Source organism: Agromyces sp. MMS24-K17, from assembly GCF_043950245.1.
In the GTDB taxonomy this organism is placed as follows: domain Bacteria; phylum Actinomycetota; class Actinomycetes; order Actinomycetales; family Microbacteriaceae; genus Agromyces.
Genome location: NZ_CP171640.1, coordinates 3,235,994 through 3,262,356 on the forward strand (window position 1 = coordinate 3,235,994; position 26,363 = coordinate 3,262,356).

General features: G+C 69.6%; 18 protein-coding genes and 3 rRNA genes. 3 read left to right on the forward strand and 18 right to left on the reverse strand.

Translation table 11 applies throughout. The features are described 5' to 3' along the window. Window positions 1–431 precede the first annotated feature (431 nt). From rrf to tyrS, 5 genes are all read right to left on the reverse strand, one after another. A 5S ribosomal RNA gene (gene rrf, locus ACGGZK_RS14875) occupies window positions 432–548 on the reverse strand. Between the two features lie 186 nt (window positions 549–734). Then, window positions 735–3,838 (reverse strand): 23S ribosomal RNA (locus ACGGZK_RS14880). 465 nt (window positions 3,839–4,303) lie between these two features. After that, window positions 4,304–5,837: ribosomal RNA gene (locus ACGGZK_RS14885) — 16S ribosomal RNA — on the reverse strand. The 16S, 23S and 5S rRNA genes sit together here, the layout of an rRNA operon. A gap of 559 nt (window positions 5,838–6,396) precedes the next feature. After that, window positions 6,397–7,806 carry a CoA transferase gene (locus ACGGZK_RS14890; RefSeq protein WP_395243403.1) on the reverse strand — a complete coding sequence of 470 codons (1,410 nt, stop codon included), beginning with the start codon at window positions 7,804–7,806 and terminating at the stop codon, window positions 6,397–6,399. A gap of 32 nt (window positions 7,807–7,838) precedes the next feature. Then, the gene (gene tyrS / locus ACGGZK_RS14895; protein ID WP_395243404.1) at window positions 7,839–9,140 is read right to left on the reverse strand and encodes a tyrosine--tRNA ligase; all 1,302 of its coding nucleotides are present in this window, start codon (window positions 9,138–9,140) and stop codon (window positions 7,839–7,841) included. A 124-nt stretch (window positions 9,141–9,264) separates the two neighbouring features. On the opposite strand from tyrS, the gene ACGGZK_RS14900 reads away from it, so the two are divergent. Both ACGGZK_RS14900 and ACGGZK_RS14905 read left to right on the forward strand, forming a co-directional pair. Next, entirely contained in the window at window positions 9,265–9,885 is a 621-nt protein-coding gene (locus tag ACGGZK_RS14900) for a DNA-binding protein (RefSeq protein WP_395243405.1), read from the forward strand. 73 nt (window positions 9,886–9,958) lie between these two features. Further along, complete coding sequence (locus ACGGZK_RS14905; protein ID WP_395243406.1) at window positions 9,959–10,549, forward strand: hypothetical protein; 591 nt, start codon at window positions 9,959–9,961, stop codon at window positions 10,547–10,549. A 13-nt stretch (window positions 10,550–10,562) separates the two neighbouring features. Here the strand turns inward: ACGGZK_RS14905 and ACGGZK_RS14910 are convergent, their stop codons facing one another. The 8 genes from ACGGZK_RS14910 to ACGGZK_RS14945 form a co-directional block, all read right to left on the reverse strand. Next, complete coding sequence (locus ACGGZK_RS14910; RefSeq protein ID WP_395243407.1) at window positions 10,563–11,195, reverse strand: DNA-3-methyladenine glycosylase; 633 nt, start codon at window positions 11,193–11,195, stop codon at window positions 10,563–10,565. 13 nt (window positions 11,196–11,208) lie between these two features. Beyond that, the gene (argH, locus tag ACGGZK_RS14915; RefSeq protein ID WP_395243408.1) at window positions 11,209–12,642 is read right to left on the reverse strand and encodes an argininosuccinate lyase; all 1,434 of its coding nucleotides are present in this window, start codon (window positions 12,640–12,642) and stop codon (window positions 11,209–11,211) included. 54 nt (window positions 12,643–12,696) lie between these two features. Continuing rightward, on the reverse strand, window positions 12,697–13,629 hold the full coding sequence (gene argF, locus ACGGZK_RS14920; RefSeq protein ID WP_395243409.1) for an ornithine carbamoyltransferase: 933 nt from the start codon (window positions 13,627–13,629) through the stop codon (window positions 12,697–12,699). A gap of 28 nt (window positions 13,630–13,657) precedes the next feature. After that, complete coding sequence (locus tag ACGGZK_RS14925; RefSeq protein ID WP_395243410.1) at window positions 13,658–14,839, reverse strand: acetylornithine transaminase; 1,182 nt, start codon at window positions 14,837–14,839, stop codon at window positions 13,658–13,660. Beyond that, complete coding sequence (argB, locus tag ACGGZK_RS14930) at window positions 14,836–15,732, reverse strand: acetylglutamate kinase (RefSeq protein WP_395243411.1); 897 nt, start codon at window positions 15,730–15,732, stop codon at window positions 14,836–14,838. The genes ACGGZK_RS14925 and argB overlap by 4 nt, the downstream gene beginning before the upstream one ends. A gap of 1 nt (window position 15,733) precedes the next feature. Next, window positions 15,734–16,885 (reverse strand): bifunctional glutamate N-acetyltransferase/amino-acid acetyltransferase ArgJ, encoded by a 1,152-nt coding sequence (argJ, locus tag ACGGZK_RS14935; RefSeq protein WP_395243412.1) that lies wholly within the window; start codon window positions 16,883–16,885, stop codon window positions 15,734–15,736. Further along, window positions 16,882–17,925 carry an N-acetyl-gamma-glutamyl-phosphate reductase gene (gene argC, locus ACGGZK_RS14940; RefSeq protein WP_395243413.1) on the reverse strand — a complete coding sequence of 348 codons (1,044 nt, stop codon included), beginning with the start codon at window positions 17,923–17,925 and terminating at the stop codon, window positions 16,882–16,884. The genes argJ and argC overlap by 4 nt, the downstream gene beginning before the upstream one ends. Before the next feature lie 234 nt (window positions 17,926–18,159). Next, window positions 18,160–18,564, reverse strand: a complete 405-nt coding sequence (locus ACGGZK_RS14945; RefSeq protein ID WP_395243414.1) for a DUF1801 domain-containing protein — start codon at window positions 18,562–18,564, stop codon at window positions 18,160–18,162. Window positions 18,565–18,724: 160 nt separating this feature from the next. Between ACGGZK_RS14945 and ACGGZK_RS14950 the strand changes: the two genes are divergently transcribed. Beyond that, window positions 18,725–20,047: a polysaccharide lyase family 1 protein gene (locus tag ACGGZK_RS14950; protein ID WP_395243415.1), complete on the forward strand. Its 1,323-nt coding sequence runs from the start codon at window positions 18,725–18,727 to the stop codon at window positions 20,045–20,047. 100 nt (window positions 20,048–20,147) lie between these two features. On the opposite strand, the gene pheT is transcribed toward ACGGZK_RS14950, so the two are convergent. From pheT to ACGGZK_RS14975, 5 genes are all read right to left on the reverse strand, one after another. Further along, entirely contained in the window at window positions 20,148–22,676 is a 2,529-nt protein-coding gene (pheT, locus tag ACGGZK_RS14955) for a phenylalanine--tRNA ligase subunit beta (RefSeq protein ID WP_395243416.1), read from the reverse strand. Between the two features lie 3 nt (window positions 22,677–22,679). Further along, on the reverse strand, window positions 22,680–23,726 hold the full coding sequence (gene pheS, locus ACGGZK_RS14960; protein ID WP_395243417.1) for a phenylalanine--tRNA ligase subunit alpha: 1,047 nt from the start codon (window positions 23,724–23,726) through the stop codon (window positions 22,680–22,682). 74 nt (window positions 23,727–23,800) lie between these two features. Further along, window positions 23,801–24,721 carry an amino acid ABC transporter permease gene (locus ACGGZK_RS14965; RefSeq protein WP_395243418.1) on the reverse strand — a complete coding sequence of 307 codons (921 nt, stop codon included), beginning with the start codon at window positions 24,719–24,721 and terminating at the stop codon, window positions 23,801–23,803. After that, a complete protein-coding gene (locus ACGGZK_RS14970) occupies window positions 24,718–25,365 on the reverse strand; it encodes an amino acid ABC transporter permease (protein ID WP_395243419.1) in 648 nt (215 codons plus the stop codon). The genes ACGGZK_RS14965 and ACGGZK_RS14970 overlap by 4 nt, the downstream gene beginning before the upstream one ends. Before the next feature lie 99 nt (window positions 25,366–25,464). Beyond that, window positions 25,465–26,349 (reverse strand): glutamate ABC transporter substrate-binding protein, encoded by an 885-nt coding sequence (locus ACGGZK_RS14975; RefSeq protein WP_395243420.1) that lies wholly within the window; start codon window positions 26,347–26,349, stop codon window positions 25,465–25,467. Between the last annotated feature and the right edge of the window lie 14 nt (window positions 26,350–26,363).

The window sequence follows — 26,363 nt, forward strand, 5'->3', positions numbered from 1 at the left end:
CCCGGTCGCCGTACCGACGCTCACCCGAACCGGAACCCGACCGATCCCGGTCGCCCGAACCGTACCGACGCTCACCCGAACCGGAGCGGTCGTTCGAGCCGTATCGGTCGTCGCGGCGCGGACGGTCGTCTCGGCCGCCGCGGTCGTCGCGATACGGGCGGTCCGACGACCGGCGCGGAGCGCCGCTGCCTCCGCCATGGTGCCGCGCCTCGGAGCCTCCACGACTCGCGCCGTGATGGCCGGCGGACTCGGCGCGCCTGGGGCGGCGGGACGCCTCGTCATCTGGTCGGCGCTGGCTGGAGTCGCTCACGAGGGGTCCTATCGTCAGGGAGTCCGGAACGGACTCAACCGTATCGGGCGCGCACATCGGCCGCCCGGAAAATGCAGAAAGGGGCCTACCCGTAATCGGGTGGCCCCTCTCTGGAATGATTGTCCGGCGGTGTCCTACTCTCCCACAGGGTCGCCCCTGCAGTACCATCGGCGCTGCGAGTCTTAGCTTCCGGGTTCGGAATGTGTCCGGGCGTTTCCCTCGCGCTATGGCCGCCGAAACTCTGTCACTCGCACACCAACGCTGGGGTTGGTGTGGGTGGTTTCGGTCACCACCCCGGTCCGTGTTGCCACGTGGGGTGGGAAGTCTGTGTTGTGTTGTTGGGTTCGTCTGTCGGGAACCACATGGTGGACGCGAGTCATCAGGCCATACACACCAGCCTTTACAAACGGTGTGTATGTAGTGAGTTTTCAAGTTATCGGCTTATTAGTACCGGTCAGCTGCACAAGTCGTTAGTCCTTGCTTCCACATCCGGCCTATCAACCCAGTCGTCTACTGGGAGCCTCTCCCCCGAAGGGATGGAAATCTCATCTCGAGGCCGGCTTCCCGCTTAGATGCTTTCAGCGGTTATCCATCCCGAACGTAGCTAACCAGCGGTGCTCCTGGCGGAACAACTGGCACACCAGAGGTTCGTCCAACCCGGTCCTCTCGTACTAGGGTCAGATCCTCTCAAATTTCCTGCGCGCGCAGAGGATAGGGACCGAACTGTCTCACGACGTTCTAAACCCAGCTCGCGTACCGCTTTAATGGGCGAACAGCCCAACCCTTGGGACCTACTCCAGCCCCAGGATGCGACGAGCCGACATCGAGGTGCCAAACCATGCCGTCGATATGGACTCTTGGGCAAGATCAGCCTGTTATCCCCGAGGTACCTTTTATCCGTTGAGCGACAGCGCTTCCACAAGCCACTGCCGGATCACTAGTCCCGACTTTCGTCCCTGCTCGACCTGTCAGTCTCACAGTCAAGCTCCCTTGTGCACTTACACTCGCCACCTGATTGCCAACCAGGTTGAGGGAACCTTTGGGCGCCTCCGTTACTCTTTGGGAGGCAACCGCCCCAGTTAAACTACCCACCAGGCACTGTCCCTGAACCGGATCACGGTTCGAAGTTAGATATCCAGAGTGACCAGAGTGGTATTTCAACAATGACTCCACGAACACTGGCGTGCCCGCTTCAAAGTCTCCCACCTATCCTACACAAGCCACACCGAACACCAATACCAAGCTGTAGTAAAGGTCACGGGGTCTTTCCGTCCTTCTGCGCGTAACGAGCATCTTTACTCGTACTGCAATTTCGCCGAGTTCGCGGTTGAGACAGCTGGGAAGTCGTTACGCCATTCGTGCAGGTCGGAACTTACCCGACAAGGAATTTCGCTACCTTAGGATGGTTATAGTTACCACCGCCGTTTACTGGGGCTTAAATTCTCAGCTTCGCCTTGCGGCTAACCGGTCCTCTTAACCTTCCAGCACCGGGCAGGCGTCAGTCCGTATACATCGTCTTGCGACTTGGCACGGACCTGTGTTTTTAGTAAACAGTCGCTTCCCACTGGTCTCTGCGGCCCTGCAGCGCTTCCTGGAGCAAGTCCATTCACGCCTCAGGCCCCCCTTCTCCCGAAGTTACGGGGGCATTTTGCCGAGTTCCTTAACCACGATTCTCTCGATCTCCTTAGTATTCTCTACCTGACCACCTGAGTCGGTTTGGGGTACGGGCGGCTGGAACCTCGCGTCGATGCTTTTCTCGGCAGCATAGGATCACCCACTTTTCATCCGCATCGCGTCTCAGCCATCACGAGTCGCGGATTTGCCTACGACTCGGCCTACACGCTTGCCCCGGGTCAACCATCGCCCGGGTTGGGCTACCTTCCTGCGTCACACCTGTTATCACGCTCACCGCACCAGACCGGGTCCCACGCTCCCCATCCCGGTGCCCCCGAAGGGACGATGGAATGGTTCGGATGGTTAGCATTACTGGATTGGTGTGGGCGGTTCTTCGCCGGTACGGGAATATCAACCCGTTGTCCATCGACTACGCCTGTCGGCCTCGCCTTAGGTCCCGACTTACCCAGGGAAGATTAGCTTGACCCTGGAACCCTTGGTCTTCCGGAGGACGGGTTTCTCACCCGTCTTTCGCTACTCATGCCTGCATTCTCACTCGTGTGCCGTCCACGGCTGGTTTCCACCGCCGCTTCACCCGGCACACGACGCTCTCCTACCCATCCACACGACTGGACCACGAAGGCCTATCGATTGTATGAATGCCACGACTTCGGTGGCGTGCTTGAGCCCCGTTACATTGTCGGCGCGGAATCACTTGACCAGTGAGCTATTACGCACTCTTTCAAGGGTGGCTGCTTCTAAGCCAACCTCCTGGTTGTCTGTGCAACTCCACATCCTTTCCCACTTAGCACGCGCTTAGGGACCTTAGTCGGTGGTCTGGGTTGTTTCCCTCTCGACGATGAAGCTTATCCCCCACCGTCTCACTGCTGCGCTCTCACTTACCGGCATTCGGAGTTTGGCTGACGTCAGTAACCCGTTGAGGCCCATCGGCCATCCAGTAGCTCTACCTCCGGCAAGAAACACGCAACGCTGCACCTAAATGCATTTCGGAGAGAACCAGCTATCACGAAGTTTGATTGGCCTTTCACCCCTATCCACAGCTCATCCCCTCCATTTTCAACTGAAGTGGGTTCGGTCCTCCACGACGTCTTACCGTCGCTTCAACCTGGCCATGGATAGATCACTTCGCTTCGGGTCTAGGACCTGCGACTGAATCGCCCTATTCAGACTCGCTTTCGCTACGGCTCCCCCACACGGGTTAACCTCGCCACAGATCACTAACTCGCAGGCTCATTCTTCAAAAGGCACGCCGTCACAGTAACAAGACTGCTCCGACGGTTTGTAAGCAAACGGTTTCAGGTACTATTTCACTCCCCTCCCGGGGTACTTTTCACCTTTCCCTCACGGTACTTGTCCGCTATCGGTCATCTGGGAGTATTTAGGCTTATCAGGTGGTCCTGACAGATTCACACGGGATTTCTCGGGCCCCGTGCTACTTGGGATACCTCTCCGGCCGGCCAGACATTTCGACTACGGGACTCACACCCACTCCGGTACGGCTTTCAATCCGTTTCGTCTATACCTGACACGTCACCGCGGCAGTCCGGCAGAACTGCCTGAAAGGTCCCACAACCCCGACCATGCAACCCCTGCCGGGTATCACACATGACCGGTTTAGCCTCTTCCGCTTTCGCTCGCCACTACTCACGGAATCACGGTTGTTTTCTCTTCCTGTGGGTACTGAGATGTTTCACTTCCCCACGTTCCCTCTACCCGCCCTATATATTCAGGCGGGAGTCACCAGGTCACCCAAAGGGCCTGGCGGGGTTTCCCCATTCGGAAATCCTCGGATCACAGCTCGTTTATCAGCTCCCCGAGGCTTATCGCAGATTACGACGTCCTTCTTCGGCTCCAGATGCCAAGGCATCCACCGTTTGCTCTTAAAACTTGAAATCACATGAGTTTCAGAAACCACCACCCCAAAGGGCGGCGGTGACCAATGATTAGTCAGAACACCACCCGAAGGTGATGTCCAGAACAAATCTTTGTGAAACCACACACCACCACCACCCCGAAAGGCGACGACGATGCGAGTTTCTAAGATGCTCGCGTCCACTATGTAGTTCTCAACAGACGAACAGCACCCCCACCCCCACCAACCAACCGGTCAGCAGTCATGAAGGCCTGCAAGAGTCCAACACCCGACTCCGAAGAGCCGCGCCCGGTCCCTCAGGACCCAACAGCGTGCACGTGCCGGCCTCACCAACCCGAACCGTTCCAACCCCCGAAGAGGCGTACTAAACCCGAATCAACTCGAACCGGCACCTATGTCAATGTTCCACCCATGAGCACCCAGCAGAACACATTCGGTCCTGATCTGGGCACCTGGAACCAGCAAGCTGGTCCAGTGCTCCTTAGAAAGGAGGTGATCCAGCCGCACCTTCCGGTACGGCTACCTTGTTACGACTTAGTCCTAATCACCGATCCCACCTTCGACGGCTCCCTCCCACAAGGGGTTAGGCCACCGGCTTCGGGTGTTACCGACTTTCATGACTTGACGGGCGGTGTGTACAAGGCCCGGGAACGTATTCACCGCAGCGTTGCTGATCTGCGATTACTAGCGACTCCGACTTCATGAGGTCGAGTTGCAGACCTCAATCCGAACTGAGACCGGCTTTTTGGGATTCGCTCCGCCTTACGACATCGCAGCCCTTTGTACCGGCCATTGTAGCATGCGTGAAGCCCAAGACATAAGGGGCATGATGATTTGACGTCATCCCCACCTTCCTCCGAGTTGACCCCGGCAGTCTCACATGAGTCCCCACCATAACGTGCTGGCAACATGCGACGAGGGTTGCGCTCGTTGCGGGACTTAACCCAACATCTCACGACACGAGCTGACGACAACCATGCACCACCTGTAACCGAGTGTCCAAAGAGTTCCACATTTCTGCGGCGTTCTCGGTCATGTCAAGCCTTGGTAAGGTTCTTCGCGTTGCATCGAATTAATCCGCATGCTCCGCCGCTTGTGCGGGCCCCCGTCAATTCCTTTGAGTTTTAGCCTTGCGGCCGTACTCCCCAGGCGGGGCGCTTAATGCGTTAGCTACGACACGGAAACCGTGGAAAGGTCCCCACATCTAGCGCCCAACGTTTACGGCGTGGACTACCAGGGTATCTAATCCTGTTCGCTCCCCACGCTTTCGCTCCTCAGCGTCAGTAAGTGCCCAGAGACCTGCCTTCGCCATCGGTGTTCCTCCTGATATCTGCGCATTCCACCGCTACACCAGGAATTCCAGTCTCCCCTACACCACTCAAGTCTGCCCGTACCCACTGCAGGCTAGAGGTTGAGCCTCTAGATTTCACAGCAGACGCGACAAACCGCCTACGAGCTCTTTACGCCCAATAATTCCGGACAACGCTCGGACCCTACGTATTACCGCGGCTGCTGGCACGTAGTTAGCCGGTCCTTTTTCTGCAAGTACCGTCAAGACCCCGAAGAGCCCCTTCTTCCTTACTAAAAGCGGTTTACAACCCGAAGGCCGTCATCCCGCACGCGGCGTTGCTGCATCAGGCTTGCGCCCATTGTGCAATATTCCCCACTGCTGCCTCCCGTAGGAGTCTGGGCCGTGTCTCAGTCCCAGTGTGGCCGGTCACCCTCTCAGGCCGGCTACCCGTCGACGCCTTGGTGAGCCATTACCTCACCAACAAGCTGATAGGCCGCGAGTCCATCCCAGACCGAAAAAACTTTCCACCCCCCACCATGCGGTGAAAGGTCATATCCGGTATTAGCTCCGATTTCTCGGGGTTATCCCAGAGTCCAGGGCAGGTTACTCACGTGTTACTCACCCGTTCGCCACTAATCCCCCCAGCAAGCTGGAGTTCATCGTTCGACTTGCATGTGTTAAGCACGCCGCCAGCGTTCGTCCTGAGCCAGGATCAAACTCTCCAAAAAAAATGGTTCCCAACAACCCGAAGGCCATCAGGGAGTTCAAATCACTGACAGAGAAACAACTGACTCAAAAATCAAATTGTCCATCAATCAAAGGAATCCCACCCACTCCGAAGAGCAGGTCGGGGTTCAAAAAATTGGCATTGAACATAGTGCACGCTGTTGAGTTCTCAAGAAACGGACGCTCACGCTTCAAGCCCCACCGAACAGTGGAACCATCAACTCGAGGCTTACGTCTCGACCCGGCAACCGAACCGAAGAGTCCGAACCGGATCCATCGAACGAAACCAGAAACCCTGGCCCGATCGGAACCGCCACCACTTGAGACCGGAGAAGCTTTCCCGCTCCTCCGCGCCTTTGGGGCAACAGATGAATACTCTACGCACGCCCCATCCATCCCGCAACTCGGGGCCGCATCCCGGGCGTGTCGCGCGCCTACCCGGCGCCTGAATCCCAGGTCAGCTGGGAGAACCATGCCTGGGACGTACCCAGCGCGCCGGCTTACGCACGGAGTCCGAATGGATGCCGGGGCTGCCGGCGCCGGGTCGTCGACCGCGCGCCGTCAGTCCGCCCAGGCGGCCGCATCCCGGCCCCACGGCCTCGGCCCGGCGCGCCACTCGAGGGGGGCGTCGAACGCGATCGCGGGCGCGGGCGTGCGGACCTCGTGTCCCCCGGTGCGAAGGATGCGGCTCGCCGCGGACCGCGCGTCGTCGTCGAGGGCCGACCCGGGCGTCGGCTCCGCGGTGCGGGGCATCCCGAGCAGTTCGGCCGCGGTGCGCCGCAGCGAGACGCGGGCGATCCGGCCGGGTGCGCCTCCACCCGTCGTCATCGAGGTGACGGCGGCCGCGAGCAGGTACCCGGTCGCATGATCGAGCGCCTGCGCGGGCAGCGCGCCGGGCGAGCCATCCGTGCCCTCGACGACCGCGATGCCGCTCGCGGCCTGGACGAGGCTGTCGAAGCCGCGCCGGTCCGCCGCGTCGCCGTCGAAGCCCCAGGCCGCGAGGGCGGCGACGACGAGGTGCGGATGCCTCGCGGTGAGCGCCTCGGGCGCGAGTCCGAGCCGCGCGAGGGCGGACGGACGGTACCCGAGCACCACGACATCGGCTCCGGCGGCGAGTTCGTCGAACCGTCGGCGCCCGGAGGCCGAGGCCACGTCGAGCAGGGCACTGCGCTTGCCGGCGCCGGTGTCGAGGTGCTGCCACTCGGGCTCGGGCAGCGCGGGCGGGTCGAGGCGCAGCACGTCCGCGCCGAGGAGCGCGAGCGTGCGGGTGGCGACCGGCCCGGCGATCACCCGGGTGAGGTCGAGCACGCGGAGGCCCGCGAGCGGAGCGCCCGGTTCGGGCCGCCGCCGATTCGAGCGCGGTACCGGGTCGCCGTCGGCGGTGCCGAGGTCGACCAGTGGACGGGCGCGGAGCGAGGCATCCGTCGCGGGGTCCTCGGGCGCGACCACGACGCAGAGCCCGCCCGCGCGCGTCACCCGGGCGGCAAGGCCGGCCGCCGCGGTGGCGGCGACCGCGGCGGCGACGTCGTCGCGACCGGCGTCGGCGGCGAGGCCGAGCACGTCGCGGAGCACCGCGGCGTGGTGCGGGTAGTTCCCGTGCGTGCGCACCCAGCCGTCGGCGGTGCGCCAGAACCCCGACAGCGGCGCCCACACGTCGGGCGCGCGGCCGTCGACCTGCACCGTCCGCTCGCTCGTGAAGGCCGACGCGATGCGGTCGCCGTCGAGGCGCACCCTCGAGGGCGCGCGCCCCGCGCCCCCCGCGCCGATCGCCCTCGGCGCGTGGTCGCCGTCGGACGCGACGACCGCGGCGAGCGAGGCCGCCGCGACGGCGCCGACGGCGAGGCCGGAGACGTCGAGGCGGGCCGGCAGCGGCGCGTCGGGCAGCGGGTCGAGCCGGTCGAGCTCGCTCGGATCGCGACCGAGGTCGCTCCAGGTCCGGCGGACGAGCGCGACCGCGGATGCCTCGGCCATCGCGCCTCCTCCCGCCGCCCCGGTGCCGGGGGCTAGCCCGCGACGAAGACGCCGGCGAGGGTCTTCTTGCCGCGCCGCAGCACGGAGACCTTGCCCGGCAGTGCGCCGGTCACGACGGCGCCCTCGTCGTCGACGCGCACGCCGTCGATCGAGACGCCGCCCTGCCCGATCGCCCGTCGCGCCTCGCCGAGGCTCGCGACGAGCCCGGTGTCGACGAGCGTCTGCACCACCGTGGCACCCGCGCCGACCTCGACGTTCGGCAGCTCCTCGAGCGCGCTGCGCAGGGTCGCGGCGTCGAGGGCGGCCAGGTCGCCCTTGCCGAACAGCGCCTCGGACGCGGCGATGACCGCAGCCGTCGCCTCGGCGCCGTGCACCAGCGTCGTCACCTCGAGCGCGAGGCGCTTCTGCGCCGCCCGACGGAAGGGCTCGGCCTCCACCTGTGCGGCGAGGTCGTCGATCTCGGCGCGGGTGAGGAACGTGAAGACCTTCAGCCGCGAGACCACGTCCTGGTCGTCGGTGTTGAGCCAGAACTGGTAGAAGCGGTACGGGCTGCACATGTCGGCGTCGAGCCAGATGGCGTTGCCCTCGCTCTTGCCGAACTTCGTGCCGTCGGAGTTCGTGATGAGCGGCGTGCCGATCGCGTGCGCCGAGGCGCCCTCGACCCGGTGGATGAGGTCGGTGCCGCTCGTGAGGTTGCCCCACTGGTCGCTGCCGCCGGTCTGCAGCACGCAGCCGTACTGGCGGAAGAGCTCGAGGAAGTCGTAGCCCTGCAGGATCTGGTAGCTGAACTCGGTGTAGCTGATGCCGGCGTCGGAGTTGAGTCGCGAGGCGACCGCGTCCTTCTTCAGCATCGTGCCGACGCGGTAGTGCTTGCCCACGTCGCGGAGGAAGTCGATGGCCGACAGGCCCGCCGTCCAGTCGAGGTTGTTGACGAGGCGCACCGCGTTGCCTCCCTCGGCGGAGAGGAAGCGCGACACCTGGCCCTGGAGGCGGCCGACCCATTCGGCGACGGTCTCCTTCGTGTTCAGGGTGCGCTCGGCGGTCGGGCGGGGGTCGCCGATGAGGCCGGTCGATCCGCCGACGAGGCCGAGGGGGTGGTGGCCGGCGAGCTGGATGCGGCGCATGGTGAGCAGCTGCACGAGGTTGCCCAGGTGCAGGCTCGGCGCGGTGGGGTCGAACCCGCAATAGAAGGTGATCGGCTCGCCCGCCAGCAGCTCCTTGAGGGCCGCCGTGTCGGTGGAGACGTGGACGAGGCCACGCCAGTTCAGCTCCTCCCAGACGTCGTCGAAGGAGTCGTCGTTCTGCTGGGAGGCGAGGATCACCGGGTCTGACACGAGTGCAAGGGTACCAGCGGCGCCACCGTCGACCCGGTCAAGCCGAAACCATTGATCAAGGCTACTCAAGTCTGTATCATTGATCATGTCGAGTTCGATTCACAGCATTGATCAGGAGGATGCCGTGTTCGTGATCACCGCCGACCAGGTCGGCAGCCGCCACGGCGACGACCTCGCCGCCGACCTCATCGCGCTCCTCACCGCCGCCCACGGCGACGACCTGCTCCTGCCGCCGGACCAGACAGCCGGCGACGAGGTGCAACTGCTCACCGACTCGGCCGACGCCGCGCTCGGCCTCGCCCTCGCCGCCACCAGGACGGGCGACTGGAGCGTCGGCATCGGCGTCGGCGACATCCGGATGCCCCTCCCCGACGCGGTGCGCAAGGCCGGCGGCCCCGCGTTCATCGCCGCACGCGACGCGGTCGAGGCCGCGAAGAAGGCCGACGGCCGCATCGCCCTGCGAGCCGGCCGCCCGGAGGCCGCCGACGAGGCGGCACGCGTGGAATCGCTGCTCCGGCTCCTGGTGCTCCTCCGCGACCGGCGCAGCGACCCGGGCTGGGAGGTCGTCGACCTCGTGGCCGACGGCCGCCCGCAGAAGGCCGCGGCCGCCCGGCTCGCCATCACGCCGGCCGCGGTGAGCGCCCGGTTGAAGGCCGCGCAATGGCGGGCCGAGCAGGACGCCCGCCCCGCCGTCGCACACCTGCTCGCCGCCCTCGACACGCGGGCGTCCGAGGCATCCGCCTGACCCCACCGCCACGTCGGCCGCCATCGCTACACTGGCGGAGCCGCGGCCCCGAGCGCCGCGCGGAAGGAGCGCCGTGCAGTTCGTCGACATCGCGGACGTCATCGCCTGGATCGTCCTCATCCCCGCGCTGGCCGCCGCTGCCGTGCTCTCCCTCATCGCGTTCCTGCGCCCGCGCCCCCTGCTCACGTGGCTCGGTGCGGGAGCCATCGTCATGGCGGTCCTCGCGGCCGCCTCGCTGTCGGCGCCGGTGCCCCTCCTCGGGGGCATCGTCGGCGTGCTGGCGTTCACCGCGGCCGTGCTCGGCGGCGGCCCCGCCGCGCACACGGCCCTCGCGCTCGCGATGGGTCCGTCGGTCACTCCGGGCCTGCACGGCGGCATCCTCGTCGCCGACCGCGTCACGCCGGGCGACGCCGTGATTCCCCCGCCGCGACGCGAGGTGCTGCGCGGCGGACTCACCATCGGCGTGCTCGAGCGCGTCGCGTCGGCCGGCGCGATCATCATCGGCTTCCCCGAGGCGATCGCGATCGTCGTCGCCGTCAAGGGCGTCGGCCGGTTCACCGAGCTCGAGGCGCCCGAGGCGCGCGAGCGGTTCATCATCGGCACCCTCGCCAGCCTCACCTGGGCGGGCGCGGCGGCCTTCGCCGCCCACCTCGCGCTCCGGTAGGCGCACCGAGTCGTCAGTCGTGCGACTTCGCGTGCCGCCGGTACGGCGACACACCGGGATCGCCCGGAACGGCGAACCGCCACGCGAACGCCGCTCCCCCTCCCGCGCCACTCACGCCGGTGCGCGGCGTCGCGACGAAGGCCGGCGGGACCACCGGAACCCGCAGCCCGAACGGCGGAGCGAGCAGATCGGCGCCGCTCGCCGCGAGCGGCACGCCCAGCGCCACCGCGAGGCGGGCCGGTCCGCGCGCGAGGTCGCGATCGGATGCCCCGTGCCGGTGCATCCGCGCGACGTCGAGCCCCTCGACGATGGTGCCGCCGCGCAGCAGCACCGCCGACGCCGCACCGGGCACGCCGGCCACCACGTTCAGGCACACGTGCATGCCGTAGGTGAAGTACGCGTAGAGGTGCCCTGCCTCGCCGAACATCGGCGCGTTGCGCGCCGTCCGGCCGCGGAACGCATGCGAACCCGGATCCTCGCCCACCCCGCGGTACGCCTCGACCTCGCCGATCCGCACCGCGACGCGCCCGTCGGGCCCGTCGAACGAGAGCACCGCCCCGAGCAGCAGCGGCGCGAGGTCGACGGCGTCCCGCGCGAGGAACACGCGATCGGCGTCGACGAGCGCCGCGGGACCGGGCGCGGTCACGGTGGCTCCGGCCTCAGCGACCCGAGTCGGGCAGCTCGTCGACCAGGTGCCGCACGCGCTCGGCGAGCGCCGCGAACTGCTCGGCCACCCGCACCGGAGCCGTGCCGCCGACGGCGTCGCGACTCGCGACCGACCCCTCGACGGTGAGCACGTCGCGCACGTCCGGCGTGAGCCGCGCGTCGATCGCCGCCAGCGCGGCGTCGTCGACCTCGTCGAGCTCCAGCCCGCCCTCCTCGGCGACCCGGACGAGCGCGCCGGTGATCTCGTGGGCGTCGCGGAACGGCACGCCGCGCTTCACGAGCCACTCGGCGACGTCGGTCGCCAGCGAGTACCCGGCGGGCGCGCTCTCCGCCATGCGGTCGGTGTGGAACGTCAGCGTCGCGATCATGCCGGTGAAGGCCGGCAGCAGCACCTCGAGCGTCTCGACGGAGTCGAAGACCGGCTCCTTGTCCTCCTGCAGGTCGCGGTTGTACGCGAGCGGCAGGCCCTTCAGCGTGGTGAGCAGGCCGGCGAGGTTGCCGACCAGCCGCCCCGACTTGCCGCGCGCCAGCTCGGCGATGTCGGGGTTCTTCTTCTGCGGCATGATCGACGATCCCGTCGAGAAGCCGTCGTGCAGCGTGACGAACCCGAACTCGCGGGTGTTCCAGATGATGACGTCCTCGGCGAGGCGCGAGAGGTCGATCCCGATCATCGCGGTGACGAACGCGAACTCGGCCACGACGTCGCGGCTCGCGGTGCCGTCGAGCGAGTTCGGCACCGGGGCCGCCAGCCCGAGGTCGGCCGCGACCGACCGGGAGTCGAGGCCCAGCGTCTGCCCGGCGAGCGCGCCGCCGCCGTACGGCGAGGCATCCGCCCGCTTCGTCCAGTCGACCAGTCGCTCGAGGTCGCGGGACAGCGCCCACCCGTAGGCGAGCAGGTGGTGCGCGAGCAGCACCGGCTGCGCGTGCTGCAGGTGGGTGCGCCCCGGCATGATCGCGGTGCGGTGCGCGTCGGCCTGGGCGCTCAGCGCGTCGATCAGGTGCACGAGCTGCTGCCCGATGACGGCCGCGTGGTCCTTGAGGTACAGGCGCACGAGGGTGGCGATCTGGTCGTTCCGGCTGCGGCCGGCGCGCAGCTTGCCGCCGAGCTCGGGCCCGACCGCGGCGATGAGCGCCTGCTCGAGCGCGCCGTGCACGTCCTCGTCGGCCTCGCCCGGCTGCAGCTCGCCCGACTCGAACGCCGCCTCGACCGCGTCGAGGCCGCCGAGCATGCCCGCGAGCTCGGCATCGTCGAGGTATCCCGCCGCGGCGAGCGCCCGTGCGTGCGCCCGCGATCCCGCGAGGTCGTACGGCGCGAGCTGCCAGTCGAAGTGGGTCGACCGCGACAGGCGGGCGAGCTCCGGCGACGGGCCGCTCGCGAAGCGGGCGCCCCAGAGCGCGCCCTCGTTGGTCGTTCCGCCGTCGGTCATCGTTCGGGTCCCATCGTTTCGTCCGTGCGTTCGTTCAGTCCAGGTCGACGGGGCTCAGCCCGCCGAGCGCTCCAGCAGCCAGGCGAGCAGCGCCTTCTGGGCGTGCAGGCGGTTCTCCGCTTCATCCCAGACGACCGACTGCGGGCCGTCGATGACGTCGGCGTCGACCTCGACGCCGCGGTAGGCCGGCAGGCAGTGCAGGAAGATCGCGTCCGGGGCGGCCTGCGCCATGAGCGCGGCATCCACCTTGAAGCCCTCGTACCGGGCCAGGCGCTCGGCCTTCTCGCCCTCCTGGCCCATCGAGACGAAGGTGTCGGTCACGATGACGTCGGCCCCGGCGGCCGCGGCCGCCGCATCCGTCGTGACGAGGATCGAGCCGCCGGTCGCCTCGGCGATGCGCTCGGCGTCGGCGACGATGTCGGCCCGGGGAGCGGATGCCTCGGGCGCGCCGATGCGCACGTGCATGCCGGCCGTGGCGCCGGCGAGCAGGTAGGAGTGCGCCATGTTGCTCGCCCCGTCGCCGAGGAAGGCGACGCCGAGGCCGGCGAGCCCGCCCTTCCGCTCGCGGATGGTCTGCAGGTCGGCCAGCAGCTGGCAGGGGTGGAAGTCGTCGGACAGGGCGTTCACGACCGGCACCCGCGTGCCCTCCGCCATCTCCTCGAGCCCCGCCTGGGCGTAGGTGCGCCACACGATCGCGGCGACCATGCGCTCGAAGACGCGCGCGGTGTCGGCGATCGACTCCTTGCCCCCCAGCTGGCTCTCCTGGGTGGAGATGATGAGCGGCACGCCGCCGAGGTCGGCGATGCCGACCGCGAACGAGACGCGCGTGCGCGTCGACGTCTTGTCGAACACGACGGCGACGGTCTGCGGGCCCTCGAGGGGACGCGCGGCGAACCGGTCGGCCTTGAGGCGGGCGGCCAGGTCGAGCACCTCGGCCTGCTCGGCCGGGGTCAGGTCGTCGTCGCGGAGGAAGTGTCGGGTGGTCATGCGGGCTCCTTCGAGCGAGGTCGGTCGATCAGGCGGCGGCGTCGAGCGCGGCGCGGAAGCGCTCCGCGAACTCGTCGAGCTCCGCGTCGCCGATGATCAGCGGCGGGGCGAGCCGGATGGTGCGGTCGTTCGCCGCATTGACGATGAGGCCGGCGTCGAGCGCGGCGATCGAGACGCGTTCCGCGACCGGCTCGGCGAGCGCGACGCCGCGGAGCAGGCCGCGGCCGCGCACGGCGGTCACGAGCGGCGAGCCGAGGCCGAGGATGCGCTCGCGGAGCTGCTCCCCGCGGCGCGCGGCGTTCTCGACGAGCCCGGCCCGCTCGATCTCCCCGAGGACGGCGTTCGCCGTCGCGGTCGCGAGCGGGTTGCCGCCGAACGTCGAGCCGTGCATGCCCTTCTGGTACAGGTCGGACGCGCGACCGAAGGTGACGAGCCCGCCGATCGGGAAGCCGCCGCCGATGCCCTTCGCGATGGTGGTCGCGTCGGGCAGGATGCCCGCGTGCTGGAAGCCGAACCACTCGCCCGTGCGGCCCGCGCCGGTCTGGATCTCGTCGACGATGAGCAGGGCGCCGTGGCGCCTCGTGAGGTCGCGCGCCGCGGCGAGGTAGCCGTCGGGGAGGTCCACCACGCCGGCCTCGCCCTGGATGGGCTCGACGAACAGCGCGGCGACCGCGTCGTCCATCGCCGCCTCGAGGGCCTCGATCGTCGCCGGGATGTGCTCGACGCCGCCCGAGAGCGGCTCGAACGGCTGGCGCATGTGCGGCTTGCCCGTGAGCGCGAGCGAGCCCATGGTGCGCCCGTGGAAGGCGTCGACGAGGGCGAGCACCCTGGTGCGCGCACCGCCCGAGTTGTTCAGGCGGGCGAGCTTGAACGCGGCCTCGTTGGCCTCGGCGCCCGAGTTGCCGAACCACGCGCGGCCGGACTCCCCCGCGCCGGTCAGGCGCATGAGCCGCTCCGCGAGCTCGAGGTTCGGCTCGGTCGCGAAGTAGTTCGAGACGTGCGCGAGGGTCGCGGCCTGCTTCGAGACGGCCTCGACGAACACCGGGTGCGCGTGGCCGAGCGAGTTCACGGCGATGCCGGCGAGGAAGTCGAGGTACTCGCGGCCCTCGTCGTCCCACACGCGGGCGCCCTCGCCGCGGACGAGCAGGCGCAGCGGCCTCCCCATCGAGCGCATGATGCGGTCGTCGAACCGGTCCTGCCAGGCGGTCATGCCTGCGTCACCTCCGTGCCGATGCCCTGCTGGGTGAACACCTCGAGCAGGATGGAATGCGGGATGCGGCCGTCGATGATCGCGGCCTTGGGCACGCCGCCCTCGACCGCCTCGAGGCAGGCCGCCATCTTCGGGATCATGCCGGACTCGAGGCCCGGCAGGAGCGCCCGCAGGTCGTCCGAGTCGATCGCGGAGACGAGCGAGTCGCGGTTCGGCCAGTCGCGGTAGAGGCCGGCCACGTCGGTCAGGACGACGAGCTTCGCGGCGCCGAGCGCGACGGCGAGCGCCGCGGCGGCGCTGTCGGCGTTCACGTTCAGCGACTGGCCCGGGTGGTCGACGTCGGGCGCGATCGAGGAGACGACGGGGATGATGCCGGCGTCGAGGTGCGCGCGCACCGCGGCCGGGTCGACGGCGACGACGTCGCCGACGAGGCCGAGGTCGACCTCCTCACCGTCGATGACGACCCCGCGACGACGGCCCGTGAACAGGCCCGCGTCCTCGCCGGACACGCCGCTCGCGAGCGGGCCGTGCTCGTTCACGAGCGTGACGAGCTCGCGGTTCACCTGGCCCGTGAGGACCATCCGCACCACGTCCATCGCCTCGGGGGTGGTGACGCGGTAGCCGCCGCGGAACTCGCTCTCGATGCCGAGCCGCTCGAGCATCGCCGAGATCTGGGGTCCGCCGCCATGCACGACGACCGGCTTGATGCCCGCGTAGCGGAGGTACACCATGTCCTCCGCGAACGCGCGCTGCAGCTCGGGGCTGACCATCGCGTTGCCGCCGAACTTGACGACGATCGTCTCGCCGTGGAACCGCTTCAGCCACGGCAGGGACTCGATGAGCGTGGCCGCCTTCTCGGCGGCGCTGCGGGATCTCAGGTCTTCGTCGGTCATCTCAGCTCGCGTAGGCGCTGTTCTCGTGCACGTAGTCGTGCGTGAGGTCGTTGGTCCAGATGGTGGCGGATGCCTCGCCGGCGTGCAGCTCGATGCGGACGTGCGTGGCGCGCGGGGCGAGGTCGACCTCGTCGCGCGGCCGGTCGGGGCCGCCGGCGTGGCAGACGCGCACCCCGTTCATCGTGACGTCGACCAGGTAGGGGTCGAACGGTGCCGACGTGGTGCCGATCGCGGCGAGCACCCGGCCCCAGTTCGGGTCGTTGCCGAAGATCGCGGCCTTGAAGAGGTTGTTGCGGGCGACGGACCGCCCGACCTCGACGGCGTCGTCCTCGGTCACGGCGCCGAGCACCTCGATCGCGATGTCGTGGCTCGCGCCCTCGGCGTCGCCCTGGAGTTGCAGCGCGAGGTCGCGGCACGCGGCGGTGACGGCCTCGGTGAACGCCGCCTCGTCGGGCGCGACGCCGGAGGCGCCGCTCGCGAGCAGGGTGACCTGGTCGTTGGTCGACATGCAGCCGTCGGAGTCGAGCCGGTCGAACGTGACCCGGGTGGCGGCGCGGAGCGCGCGGTCGAGCGCGTCGGCGGGCAGGTCGGCGTCGGTGGTGAGCACGACGAGCATCGTGGCGAGGCCGGGCGCGAGCATGCCGGCGCCCTTCGCCATGCCGCCGACCGACCAGCCGTCGCCGGCCACGACGACGGTCTTCGGCTTCGTGTCGGTGGTCATAATGGCCCGCGCGGCGTCGGCCCCGCCGTCGGCGGAGAGGCGGTTCACCGCGGAGAGCACGCCCTCCTCGAGGATCTCCCCGTCGAGCTGCTCGCCGATGAGCCCGGTCGAGCAGACGAGCACGTCGCCCGCCGACGCGCCGAGCGCCGACGCGGCGGCCTCGGCGGTGCCGTGCGTGACCTGGAAGCCCTGGGTGCCGGTGAAGCAGTTCGCACCGCCCGAGTTCAGGACGACCGCGGCGACCACGCCGTCGGCGATGGCCTGCTGCGACCAGAGGATGGGGTTCGCCTTCGCCCGGTTCGACGTGAACACGGCGGCGGCGGCCTGCGACGGGCCGCGGTTGACGACGACGGCGAGGTCGAGCGCCCCGGAGCGCTTGATGCCGGCGGCGATGCCGGCCGCCTCGAATCCGGCGGGGGCGGTGACGGTCACGGGGCGACTCCGTTCACGGGCAGGCCGGTGGACTCGGCGAGCCCCAGCGCGAGGTTGGCGGACTGGATGGCGGCACCGGCGGTGCCCTTGACGAGGTTGTCGACGGCGGCGACCACGACGACCCGGCCCGCGGCCTCGTCGACCGCGAGCCCGAGGAGGGCCGTGTTCGCGCCGACCACGTCGGCGGTGCGCGGGAACTGCCCCTCGGGGAGGAGCTGCACGAACGTCTCCCCCGCATACGCGTCCTCCCAGGCCGCGCGGACGGTCGCAGCATCCGTGCCGGGCACGATGCGGGCCGTCGAGGTCGCGAGGATGCCGCGCGCCATGGGCACCAGCAGCGGGGTGAACGAGATGGTCGGCGCGGCGGCGCCGGCCCAGCGGAGCGCCTGCTGGATCTCCGGGATGTGGCGGTGCACGCCGCCGACCGAGTACGGGTTCGCCGAGCCGAGGATCTCGGACGCGAGCAGGTGGGCCTTGAGGCTCTTGCCGGCACCGGAGGGGCCGACGGCGAGCACGGTGACCAGGTCGGCGGCCTCGATCACGCCGGCGCGGATGCCGGGGGCGAGCGACAGCGCGACCGTCGACGCGTTGCAGCCGGGCGCGGCGATGCGGCGCGCCTTCGCGAGCCGGTCGCGCTGCGTGCCGCTCAGCCGCGGCAGCTCGGGGACGCCGTACGTCCACGCGCCGTGGTGGTCGCCGCCGTAGAACGCGGCCCAGTCGGCGGCGTTCTCGAGCCGGTGGTCGGCGCCGCAGTCGATGACGAGCGTGTCGTCGGGCAGTTCGGCGGCGATCGCGCCGGAGGCGCCGTGCGGCAGGGCGAGGAAGACGATGTCGTGCCCGGCGAGCGTCTCGGCGGACGTCTCCTTCAGCGTGAGGTGCGTGTAGCCCCGCAGGTGCGGCTGCACCGAGACGAGCGGCTGCCCCGCGTTCGAGTGCGCCGTGACGGTGCGGACCTCGAACTCGGGGTGGTCGGCGATGAGGCGAAGGATCTCTCCTCCGGCGTACCCGGATGCGCCGGAGACGGCGACGGAGTAGGTCATGGAACCACCTTATGGTCTGTGCGGATGGGGGTCGGATCCGGCGACCCCCGCACAGCACGGCGGATCACGCCGTCGCGGAGGTCGCCTCGATTCGGCGCACGCCACGGCGTCGGCGCGCGACGACGGACTGCGTCGCGATGGGCCGGGTGGTGGGCATGCAGCGACCCTAGCGGGCGCTCGGCGGGCGTCGCAAACCGGCTGCGTCGCGCGGCGTCGCGCGGTGCGTGCCGAGGGTCAGGCGGATGCCTCGCGCCAGACGGCACCGATGAGCTCCTCGAGCGCGTCGAGGTCGATCGAGGACAGCCGGCCGGTGTAGACGCATCCGGCACCGAGTCGGACCTTGCCGAGCGCGGCGACCACGTCTTCGGTGCCCGGTCGCTGGAGCCCGTACAGCGACATCGAGGCCTTGCGCGGCGAGAAGCCGACGACCATCCAGTCGCCCTCGCGGCCGGAGGCGTACCGGTAGTGCTCCAGTCCGTAGCCGACGATCGACGGTCCCCACATGACGGCGTCGGTGCCGGTGACCCGGTCGAACAGCTCGCGGAGCGCGAGGCCGTCCTCGCGGCGGCCCGGATGCTCGACCGCGTCGAGGAAGGCGCCGACGGACTCGGCGGTCGGCTTCGTCTGAGGTTCGGCCATGCCTCAGGGTACGTCGCGATCCGAGAAACTCCGAGAAAGATCGAGAAACTCCGGAAACGCCTTCCCCCGATCGGGGCCGTTGCTAGCCTGCCGCTCGGAAAGCGCTTTCTAGCCCGGACGACGGCGTCGGGGCGGCGCGACGTCGAAGGAGACGACCCGCATGCAACGACGATGGATGGCGGCGACCGCGATGCTGGGCAGCGTCGCGATCGCCCTCGCAGGCGCCCCAGCCGCGATCGCCGACCGGGGCGACGACCGCCTCGATCGCGACCGCCAGGCGCTCGCCCGGGAGGTGCTCGCACCCGGCGACGGGTGGGCCTCCGCCGGTGCCGGCACCACCGGCGGCGCGGCCGCGAGCCCCGACCGGGTCGTGACCGTCTCGACCCGCGCCGAACTCGTCTCCGCCGTGGCCGGTGACGAGCCGAAGATCGTGCTGGTGTCGGGCACCATCGACGCCAACGTCGACGACGCCGGCGCCCCGCTCGCGTGCGCCGACTACGCCCGCGGCGGGTACACGCTCGACGCGTACCTCGCCGCCTACGACCCGGCCATCTGGGGCTGGGACGCCGAGCCGTCCGGTCCCATCGAGAGCGCTCGCGCGGCGTCGATGGCCGCCCAGCGCGCCCGCATCGACATCCGCGTCGGCGCCAACACGACCATCCTCGGCCTGCCCGGTGCCGAGCTCACCGGTGCCGCCCTCCAGGTCACCGACACCCGCAACGTCATCATCCGCGGGCTCACCCTCACCGACGCGCACGACTGCTTCCCGTCGTGGGACCCGACCGACGGCGAGACCGGGAACTGGAACTCCGAATGGGACCTCCTGACGGTCAGCAACTCGACCAACGTCTGGATCGACCACAACGACCTCAGCGACGGCGACAACCTCGACGCCGACCAGCCCGAGTACTTCGGCCGGCCCTACCAGGTGCACGACGGACTCCTCGACGTGGTGCGCGGCGCCGACCTCGTCACCATCTCGTGGAACCGATTCCACGACCACGACAAGGTGATGCTCATCGGCAACAGCGACTCGCGAACCACCGACCGCGGGAAGCTCCGCGTCACCCTGCACCACAACGAGTTCCGCGACATCGGCCAGCGCGCGCCCCGCGTGCGCTACGGCCAGGTCGACGTCGTCAACAACAGCTACGTCGAGACGGGCGGCGACGACTACCCGTACGTGTACAGCTGGGGGCTCGGCATCGAGTCGCACCTCGTCGCCGAGGCGAACGCCTTCACGTTCGGGCCCGGCCTCGACCCCGCCGACGTGATCGAGGTCTACAAGGGCACCGCCGTCGCCGAGTCCGGCAACCGGGTCAACCTGCGGAAGACCGACCTGCTCGGTGCGTACAACGCCGCCTCCGGCGCCGCCATCGGCGTCGACACGAGCTGGCGGCCGACGCTGCGCCCGACGGTGCATCCCGCGGCCGCGGTGCCCGCGCTGGTCCGCGTCTTCGCCGGGCCCGACGCGCTGCGCTGAGCCCGCGGACGGAAACGCCCCCGGCGAGGCATCCGTTGGTGGATGTCCCGCCGGGGGCGTCGGCGTGGGCGCGTCGCGGCCGTCGCGGCCGCGACGCTCGCTAGTCGCGGATCGCGGCCCCGGTGCGCTCGGCTGCGACGGCCGCGCCCGCGAGCTTCGCCTCGCTCGCCTCGGCCGCCGTCAGCGTGCGGTCGCCGGCGCGGAAGCGCAGCGCGAAGGTCAGGCTCTTCGCGCCCTCCGGCAGGCCGGCACCGCGGTAGTCGTCGACCAGCACGACGTGCTCGAGCAGGTCGCCGGCGCCGTCGCGGACCGCGCGCTCGACCTCGGCCGCCGGCACGTCGGCCGGCACCACGAGCGACAGGTCCTGCGTGGCCGCCGGGAACGAGCCGATCGGCCGCGCCTCCACGCCGGCCTCCGCGAGCGCGATGACCGCGTCGAGGTCGAGCTCGGCGACGGCGACGACCCGGGGCAGGTCCGCGTCCTCCGTGAGCTGCGGGTGCAGTTCGCCGGCGTAGCCGACGCGCTGCCCCGCGACCCGGAGTTCGGCGGTGCGGCCCGGGTGGAACGCCTGGTGGCTGCCCTGCACGACCTCGATCTCGGCGCCGGCCGCGAGCGCGACCTGCCGCACGCCGTCGAGCACGTCGGCGATGCCCGCCGCACGCGCCGGCTGGCCGGGCTGCTTCGACACCGCGTCGCCGAGGCGGAGCAGCGCGACGTGGCGGGGCTGCGGCGGGATGCCGTCGTTCAGCGACGCGAGGGCCTCGGCGTCGGGACGCGCGGCGCCCGGCGGGAGCTCGGTCGAGCCGTACGCGCGACCCGCCTCGGGCGTGAAGACCAGGCCCAGCTCGAACACGTCGAGGTCGACGAGGCCGCGCGACACGTTGCGGCGCGCGACGCCGATGAGCCCCGGCAGGAGCGAGCGGCGCAGGAACGGCGTCGACGCGTCGAGCGCGTTCGCGAGCCGCACCGATGCGACCGGCGAGCCGTCGGCGCTGCCGTACAGCCCGTTCTCGCCGTCGGTCACGAACGGGAACGCGAGCACCTCGGTCGAGCCGGCCGCCGCGAGCGCGTCGGCGACGCGGCGCCGGATCCGCTGCGAGCGGGTGAGCCCGCGTCCGGGCGGGGCGACGGGCAGCACCGAGGGGATGCGGTGGTACCCGTGCAGGCGGGCCACCTCCTCGGCGAGCTCGGCCGTGCCGGTCAGGTCGGGGCGCCAGCTCGGCGGGACGACCGCGAAGCCGCCGTCGACCCGCGTGACGTCCGCACCGATCTCGGCGAGCGCGTCGCGGATCTCCTCGTCGGCGTACTCGACGCCGATGAGGCGGGAGACGTAGCCGTCGGGCAGCACGATCGCGCCGCGCGCGGGCGTCTCGTGGATGAGGGAGCCGTCGGGGTCGACGATGCCGCCGGCGAGGTCGACGACGAGCTGCGCCACCCGCGACACGGCGGCGGCCGCGATCTCGGGGTCGACGCCGCGCTCGTACCGCTTGGCCGCCTCGCTCGGGAGCTTGTGCCGGCGGGCGGTGCGCGCGATCGACACCGGGTCCCAGTTGGCGGCCTCGATGAGGACATTGCGGGTGGCGTCGCCCATCTCGGTCTCGGCGCCGCCCATGACGCCGCCGAGCCCGATCGGCCCGCGGTCGTCGGTGACGACGAGGTCCTCGACGTGGAGGGTGCGCTCCTTGCCGTCGAGCGTGGTGAGCTTCTCCCCCGGCCGGGCCCGGCGCACGACGAGGCCGCCGCGCAGCCGGTCGAGGTCGTAGCCGTGGATCGGCTGGCCGAACTCGAGCATCACGTAGTTCGTGAGGTCGACGAGGAGCGACACCGAGCGGATGCCCGCGAGCTTCAGGCGCGCGACGAGCCACGGCGGCGACGGACGCGTCGCGTCGACCCCGCGCACGATGCGCGCGGCGAACACGGCCGAGCCGACGCGGCCGCGGATCGGCGCCTCGTCGCGGATCTCGATCGGGAAGGCGTCGGATGCCCCGGGCGTGACGGGCTCCGACTGCGCGACGGGGTCGCGGAACCGGGCGCCGGTGGCGTGCGCGTACTCGCGGGCGACGCCGCGGATCGAGAACGCGTAGCCGCGGTCGGGCGTGACGTTGATCTCCACGGCGGCGTCGTCGAGGCCGAGCAGCGCGATCGCGTCGGTGCCGACCGGCGCCTCGATCCCGAGCGTCGACAGGCGGAGGATGCCGTCGTGGTCCTCGCCGAGGCCGAGCTCGCGGGCCGAGGCGATCATGCCGTCGGACACGTGCCCATAGGTCTTGCGCGCGGCGATCGGGAACGGCCCGGGCAGCACGGCGCCCGGCAGGGTCACGACGACCTGGTCGCCGACGAAGAAGTTGCGGGCACCGCAGACGATGCCGTGCACGGCGTCGCCGCCGTCGGCCGCGGTCTCGCCTTCGGGCGCGACGCGGACCTGGCACCAGCGGATGGTCTTCCCGTTGGACTGCGGCTCCTCGACGAACTCGAGGACCTCGCCCACGACGATCGGGCCGGAGACCTCGAACGTGTGGACGTCCTCCTCCTCGAGGCCGACCTTCACGAGGGCGGCGTGGACGTCCTCGGGCGTCGTCCCAGGGACGAGCTCGACGTACTCGGCGAGCCAGCTCAGGGGTACTCGCATGTTCTAGACCACCATTCCGAACTGCTGGGAGAAGCGGACGTCGCCCTCGGCCATGTCGCGCATGTCCTGGACGTCGTTGCGGAGCATGAGCCCGCGCTCGATGCCCATGCCGAAGGCGAAGCCGGTGTACTTCTCGGGGTCGATGCCCGCGGAGCGGAGCACGTTGGGGTGCACCATGCCGCAGCCGCCCCACTCGATCCAGCGCGCGCCGCCCTTGAAGGTCGGGTGCCAGAAGTCGAGCTCGGCGCTCGGCTCGGTGAACGGGAAGTAGCTCGGGCGGAGGCGCACCTTGGCCTCGTCGCCGAAGATCGACTTCACGAAGTGGTCGAGGGTGCCCTTGAGGTGCGCCATGGTGAGGCCCTCGTCGACGGCGAGGCCCTCGAACTGCATGAAGACGGGCAGGTGCGTCGCGTCGAACTCGTCGGTGCGGTACACGCGGCCGGGTGCGAGCACGTAGATCGGCACCTCGCGGTCGAGCATCGCCCGCACCTGCACCGGGCTGGTGTGGGTGCGCAGCACGAGGTGCGCCTCGGGCGGGTCGACGAAGAAGGTGTCCTGCATGGCGCGGGCCGGGTGGTCCGCGTCGAAGTTCAGGGCGTCGAAGTTGAACCACTCGCTCTCGAGTTCGGGCCCCTCCGCGATCTCCCAGCCCATGCCGGTGAAGACCTCGCACACGCGGTCCTGGAGGAGCGTGAGCGGATGCCTCGCGCCGGGCTGGTACCGCCCGGGCAGCGCGGTGACGTCGACGGCCTCGGCGGCGAGGCGGGCGTCGGCCTCGGCGGCGACGATCTCCTCCTCGCGGGCGGAGAACGCCTGGTTCACCCGGCCGCGGGCCTGGCCGACGAGCTTGCCGAGGGCGGCCTTCTGGTCGTTGGGCACGTCGCGGAGGAGGGCGTTCAGCTTCGCGAGGGTCGACTTCTCCCCCGTGTGCTCGGTGCGGACCTGCTTGAGCGCGGCGGAGTCGGTCGCCGCCGCGATCGCGGCGAGCGCCGCCTCGACGGCCGCGTCGACCGCGGGCTCGGTGATTTCACTGGGCTCTGGCACGAGCATCGAGTCTACCGGCGTGGACGCGGGGCATCCGACCGGGTTCTGCAGCGCGAGCCGCAGCCGTCGCCGACGTCTCGCTACCGGCCGTGGCGCCCGGCTTCGGCCTCGGCCTCGGCGTCCGCGACGAGGAGTGCCGGCTGCGCGTCCTCGACGTCGCCCTGCGGGCGGCCGGTGCGTCGCTGCGTCCGCCTGGCGAGCCAGCGCGCGAACCACGACAGCGACAGGTTCATCGCGAGGTAGAGCACGAGCGTGACGAGGAAGAACGAGAACAGGTAGTAGTTGCCGAAGTAGGTCGCGAGCTGGTTCATGTTCACCCGCAGCAGCTCGACGTAGCCGACGATGTAGCCGAGCGAGGTGTCCTTCAGCAGCACCACGAGCTGCGCGACGATGATCGGCAGCATCTGCCGGAACGCCTGCGGGAACTCGATGAGGCGCTTGGACTGCAGCGGTCGCATGCCGAGGCTGAGCCCGGCCTCGCGCTGGCCGCGCGGGAGCGAGGCCATGCCGGCGCGCAGGGCCTCCCCGATGAGCGCGCCGTTGTACAGGCTGAGGGCCGCGACGACCGCCCAGAACGACCCGGTGTTCAGCACGAGCAGGATGAACAGCATCATGAGCAGCACCGGCATGCCGCGGAGGAACTCGAGCACCACCGCGGTCGGGATGCGCACCCAGGGCGTCGCCGAACTGCGCAGCAGCGAGAACAGGATGCCGAGCGCGAGCGCGATGACCGCAGCGGTGAGCGCGGCGCGGAGCGTGCCCCAGACGCCGAGGACGAAGATGTAGCTCCACGTCTGCGGGTCGGTGAACGGCTCCCAGCGGGTGGCGTCGAAGAAGCCCGGCAGCACGACGCCGCCGGAGGACTCGCGCGGGGCGGCGAGGGTGGCGATCATCCACCACAGGCCCGCCGCGATGACGAGGATCCCGACGATCGACAGGATGAGCGACCGGCGCCGGGCCTTCGGCCCGGGCGCGTCGAAGAGGACGTTCGCCCCGGTCATCGCTGCACCACCCAACGGCGCTCGAGCTGGGCGGCCAGCAGGCCCAGCGGGATGGTGATGAGGAGGTAGAACGTCGCGACCCCGAGCAGCACCGCGATGACCGCGTCGCCGTTCGCGTTCGCGAGCTCGCGGCCGACGGCGAACAGCTCGACCACGAAGAACCCGCCGGCCACCGACGTGTTCTTCGTGAGCGCGATGAACACGTTGATGAGCGGCGGGATCGTCATGCGGAACGCCTGCGGCAGCACGATCAGCCCGACCGTCTGCGAGAACCCGAGGCCGACGCTGCGCGCCGCCTCGGCCTGGCCGACCGGCACGCCGTTGATGCCCGACCGCAGCGCCTCGGCGACGAACGGCGACGTGTAGACCGACAGGCCGATCATCGCCGCCACCGCGTAGTCGAGCCGCGACCCGAAGTACGGCAGCACGATCGCGCAGAAGAACAGCACCAGGGTGAGCGGGGTGTTCCGCACCAGCTCGGTGTACACCGTCGCGAAGCCGCGCAGCGACGCGATCGGCGAGATGCGCATCGCGGCGATGAGCGTGCCGATGACGAGCGCCGCGATGCCGCTCACCACGAGCAGCAGCAGCGTCGTGGTGAACCCGTCGAGGTACCTCGGCAGGTTGTCGATGACGGCGTCCACGCCGCTCCCTTCCGGTCGGTGTCGAGATCGGTGGGATGTCCCGGCCGGGCGCGTGCGGCGCCCCGGCCGGGCCACCCGCCGATCAGCAGCGGTCGCTGATCAGTAGCGGTCGACCGCCGGGGGCTCGACGAACGGGAGCTCCTGCCCCGCCGTCTTCTCCCAGGCCGCCTCGTAGGTGCCGTCCTCGTACGACTGCTCGAGCACGTCGTTGATCCACATGCGGAAGTCGGTGTCGTCGAGCTTCACGCCGATGCCGTACGGCTCCTCGGTGAACGGCTCGCCGACCACCTTGAACTCGCCCGGGTTCTGCGCCGACAGGCCGGCGAGGATCACGTTGTCGGTCGACACCGCGACCACCTGGCCGCTGCGCAGCGGCTCGAGGCAGTTCGAGTACGTGTCGGTGAGGAACGGCACGGCGCCGATCTCCTGCAGCTTGGCCGCCGGCGTGGAGCCCGTCACCGAGCACACGTTCTGCCCGACGAGGTCGTCTTCGCTCTTGATCGTGTCGTTGTCGGCGAGCACCAGGATCGACTGGCCGGCCAGGTAGTACGGCCCGGCGAACGAGACGACCTCCTTGCGCTTGTCGTTGATCGTGTAGGTCGCGACGACGAGATCGACCTGGCCGTTCTCGATGAACGGCTCGCGGTTCGCGGAGACGGTCTCGACCCATTCGATGTTGTCGGGCTCGATGCCGAGCTGGCCGGCGATGATCTTGCCGATCTCCACGTCGAAGCCTTCGGGCGTGCCGCTCGGGCCGATGAGCCCGAACAGCGGCTGGTCGAACTTCGTGCCGATGGTGATCGTGCCGGCGTCGGCGAGCCGGGCCATCGTCGTGCCCGCCTCGAACGTGGCCTCCGGGGCGACCGTGGGCTCGGCCTCATCGCCGCCCAGCTCGCCGGGGTCTCCGGCGCATCCGGCCAGGATGAGCGCGGTGGCGGCGGCCGCCGCGGCCGCCAGTGCGAATCTGCGTGTCGTACGTGTCATGTCCCTGCCTCTTC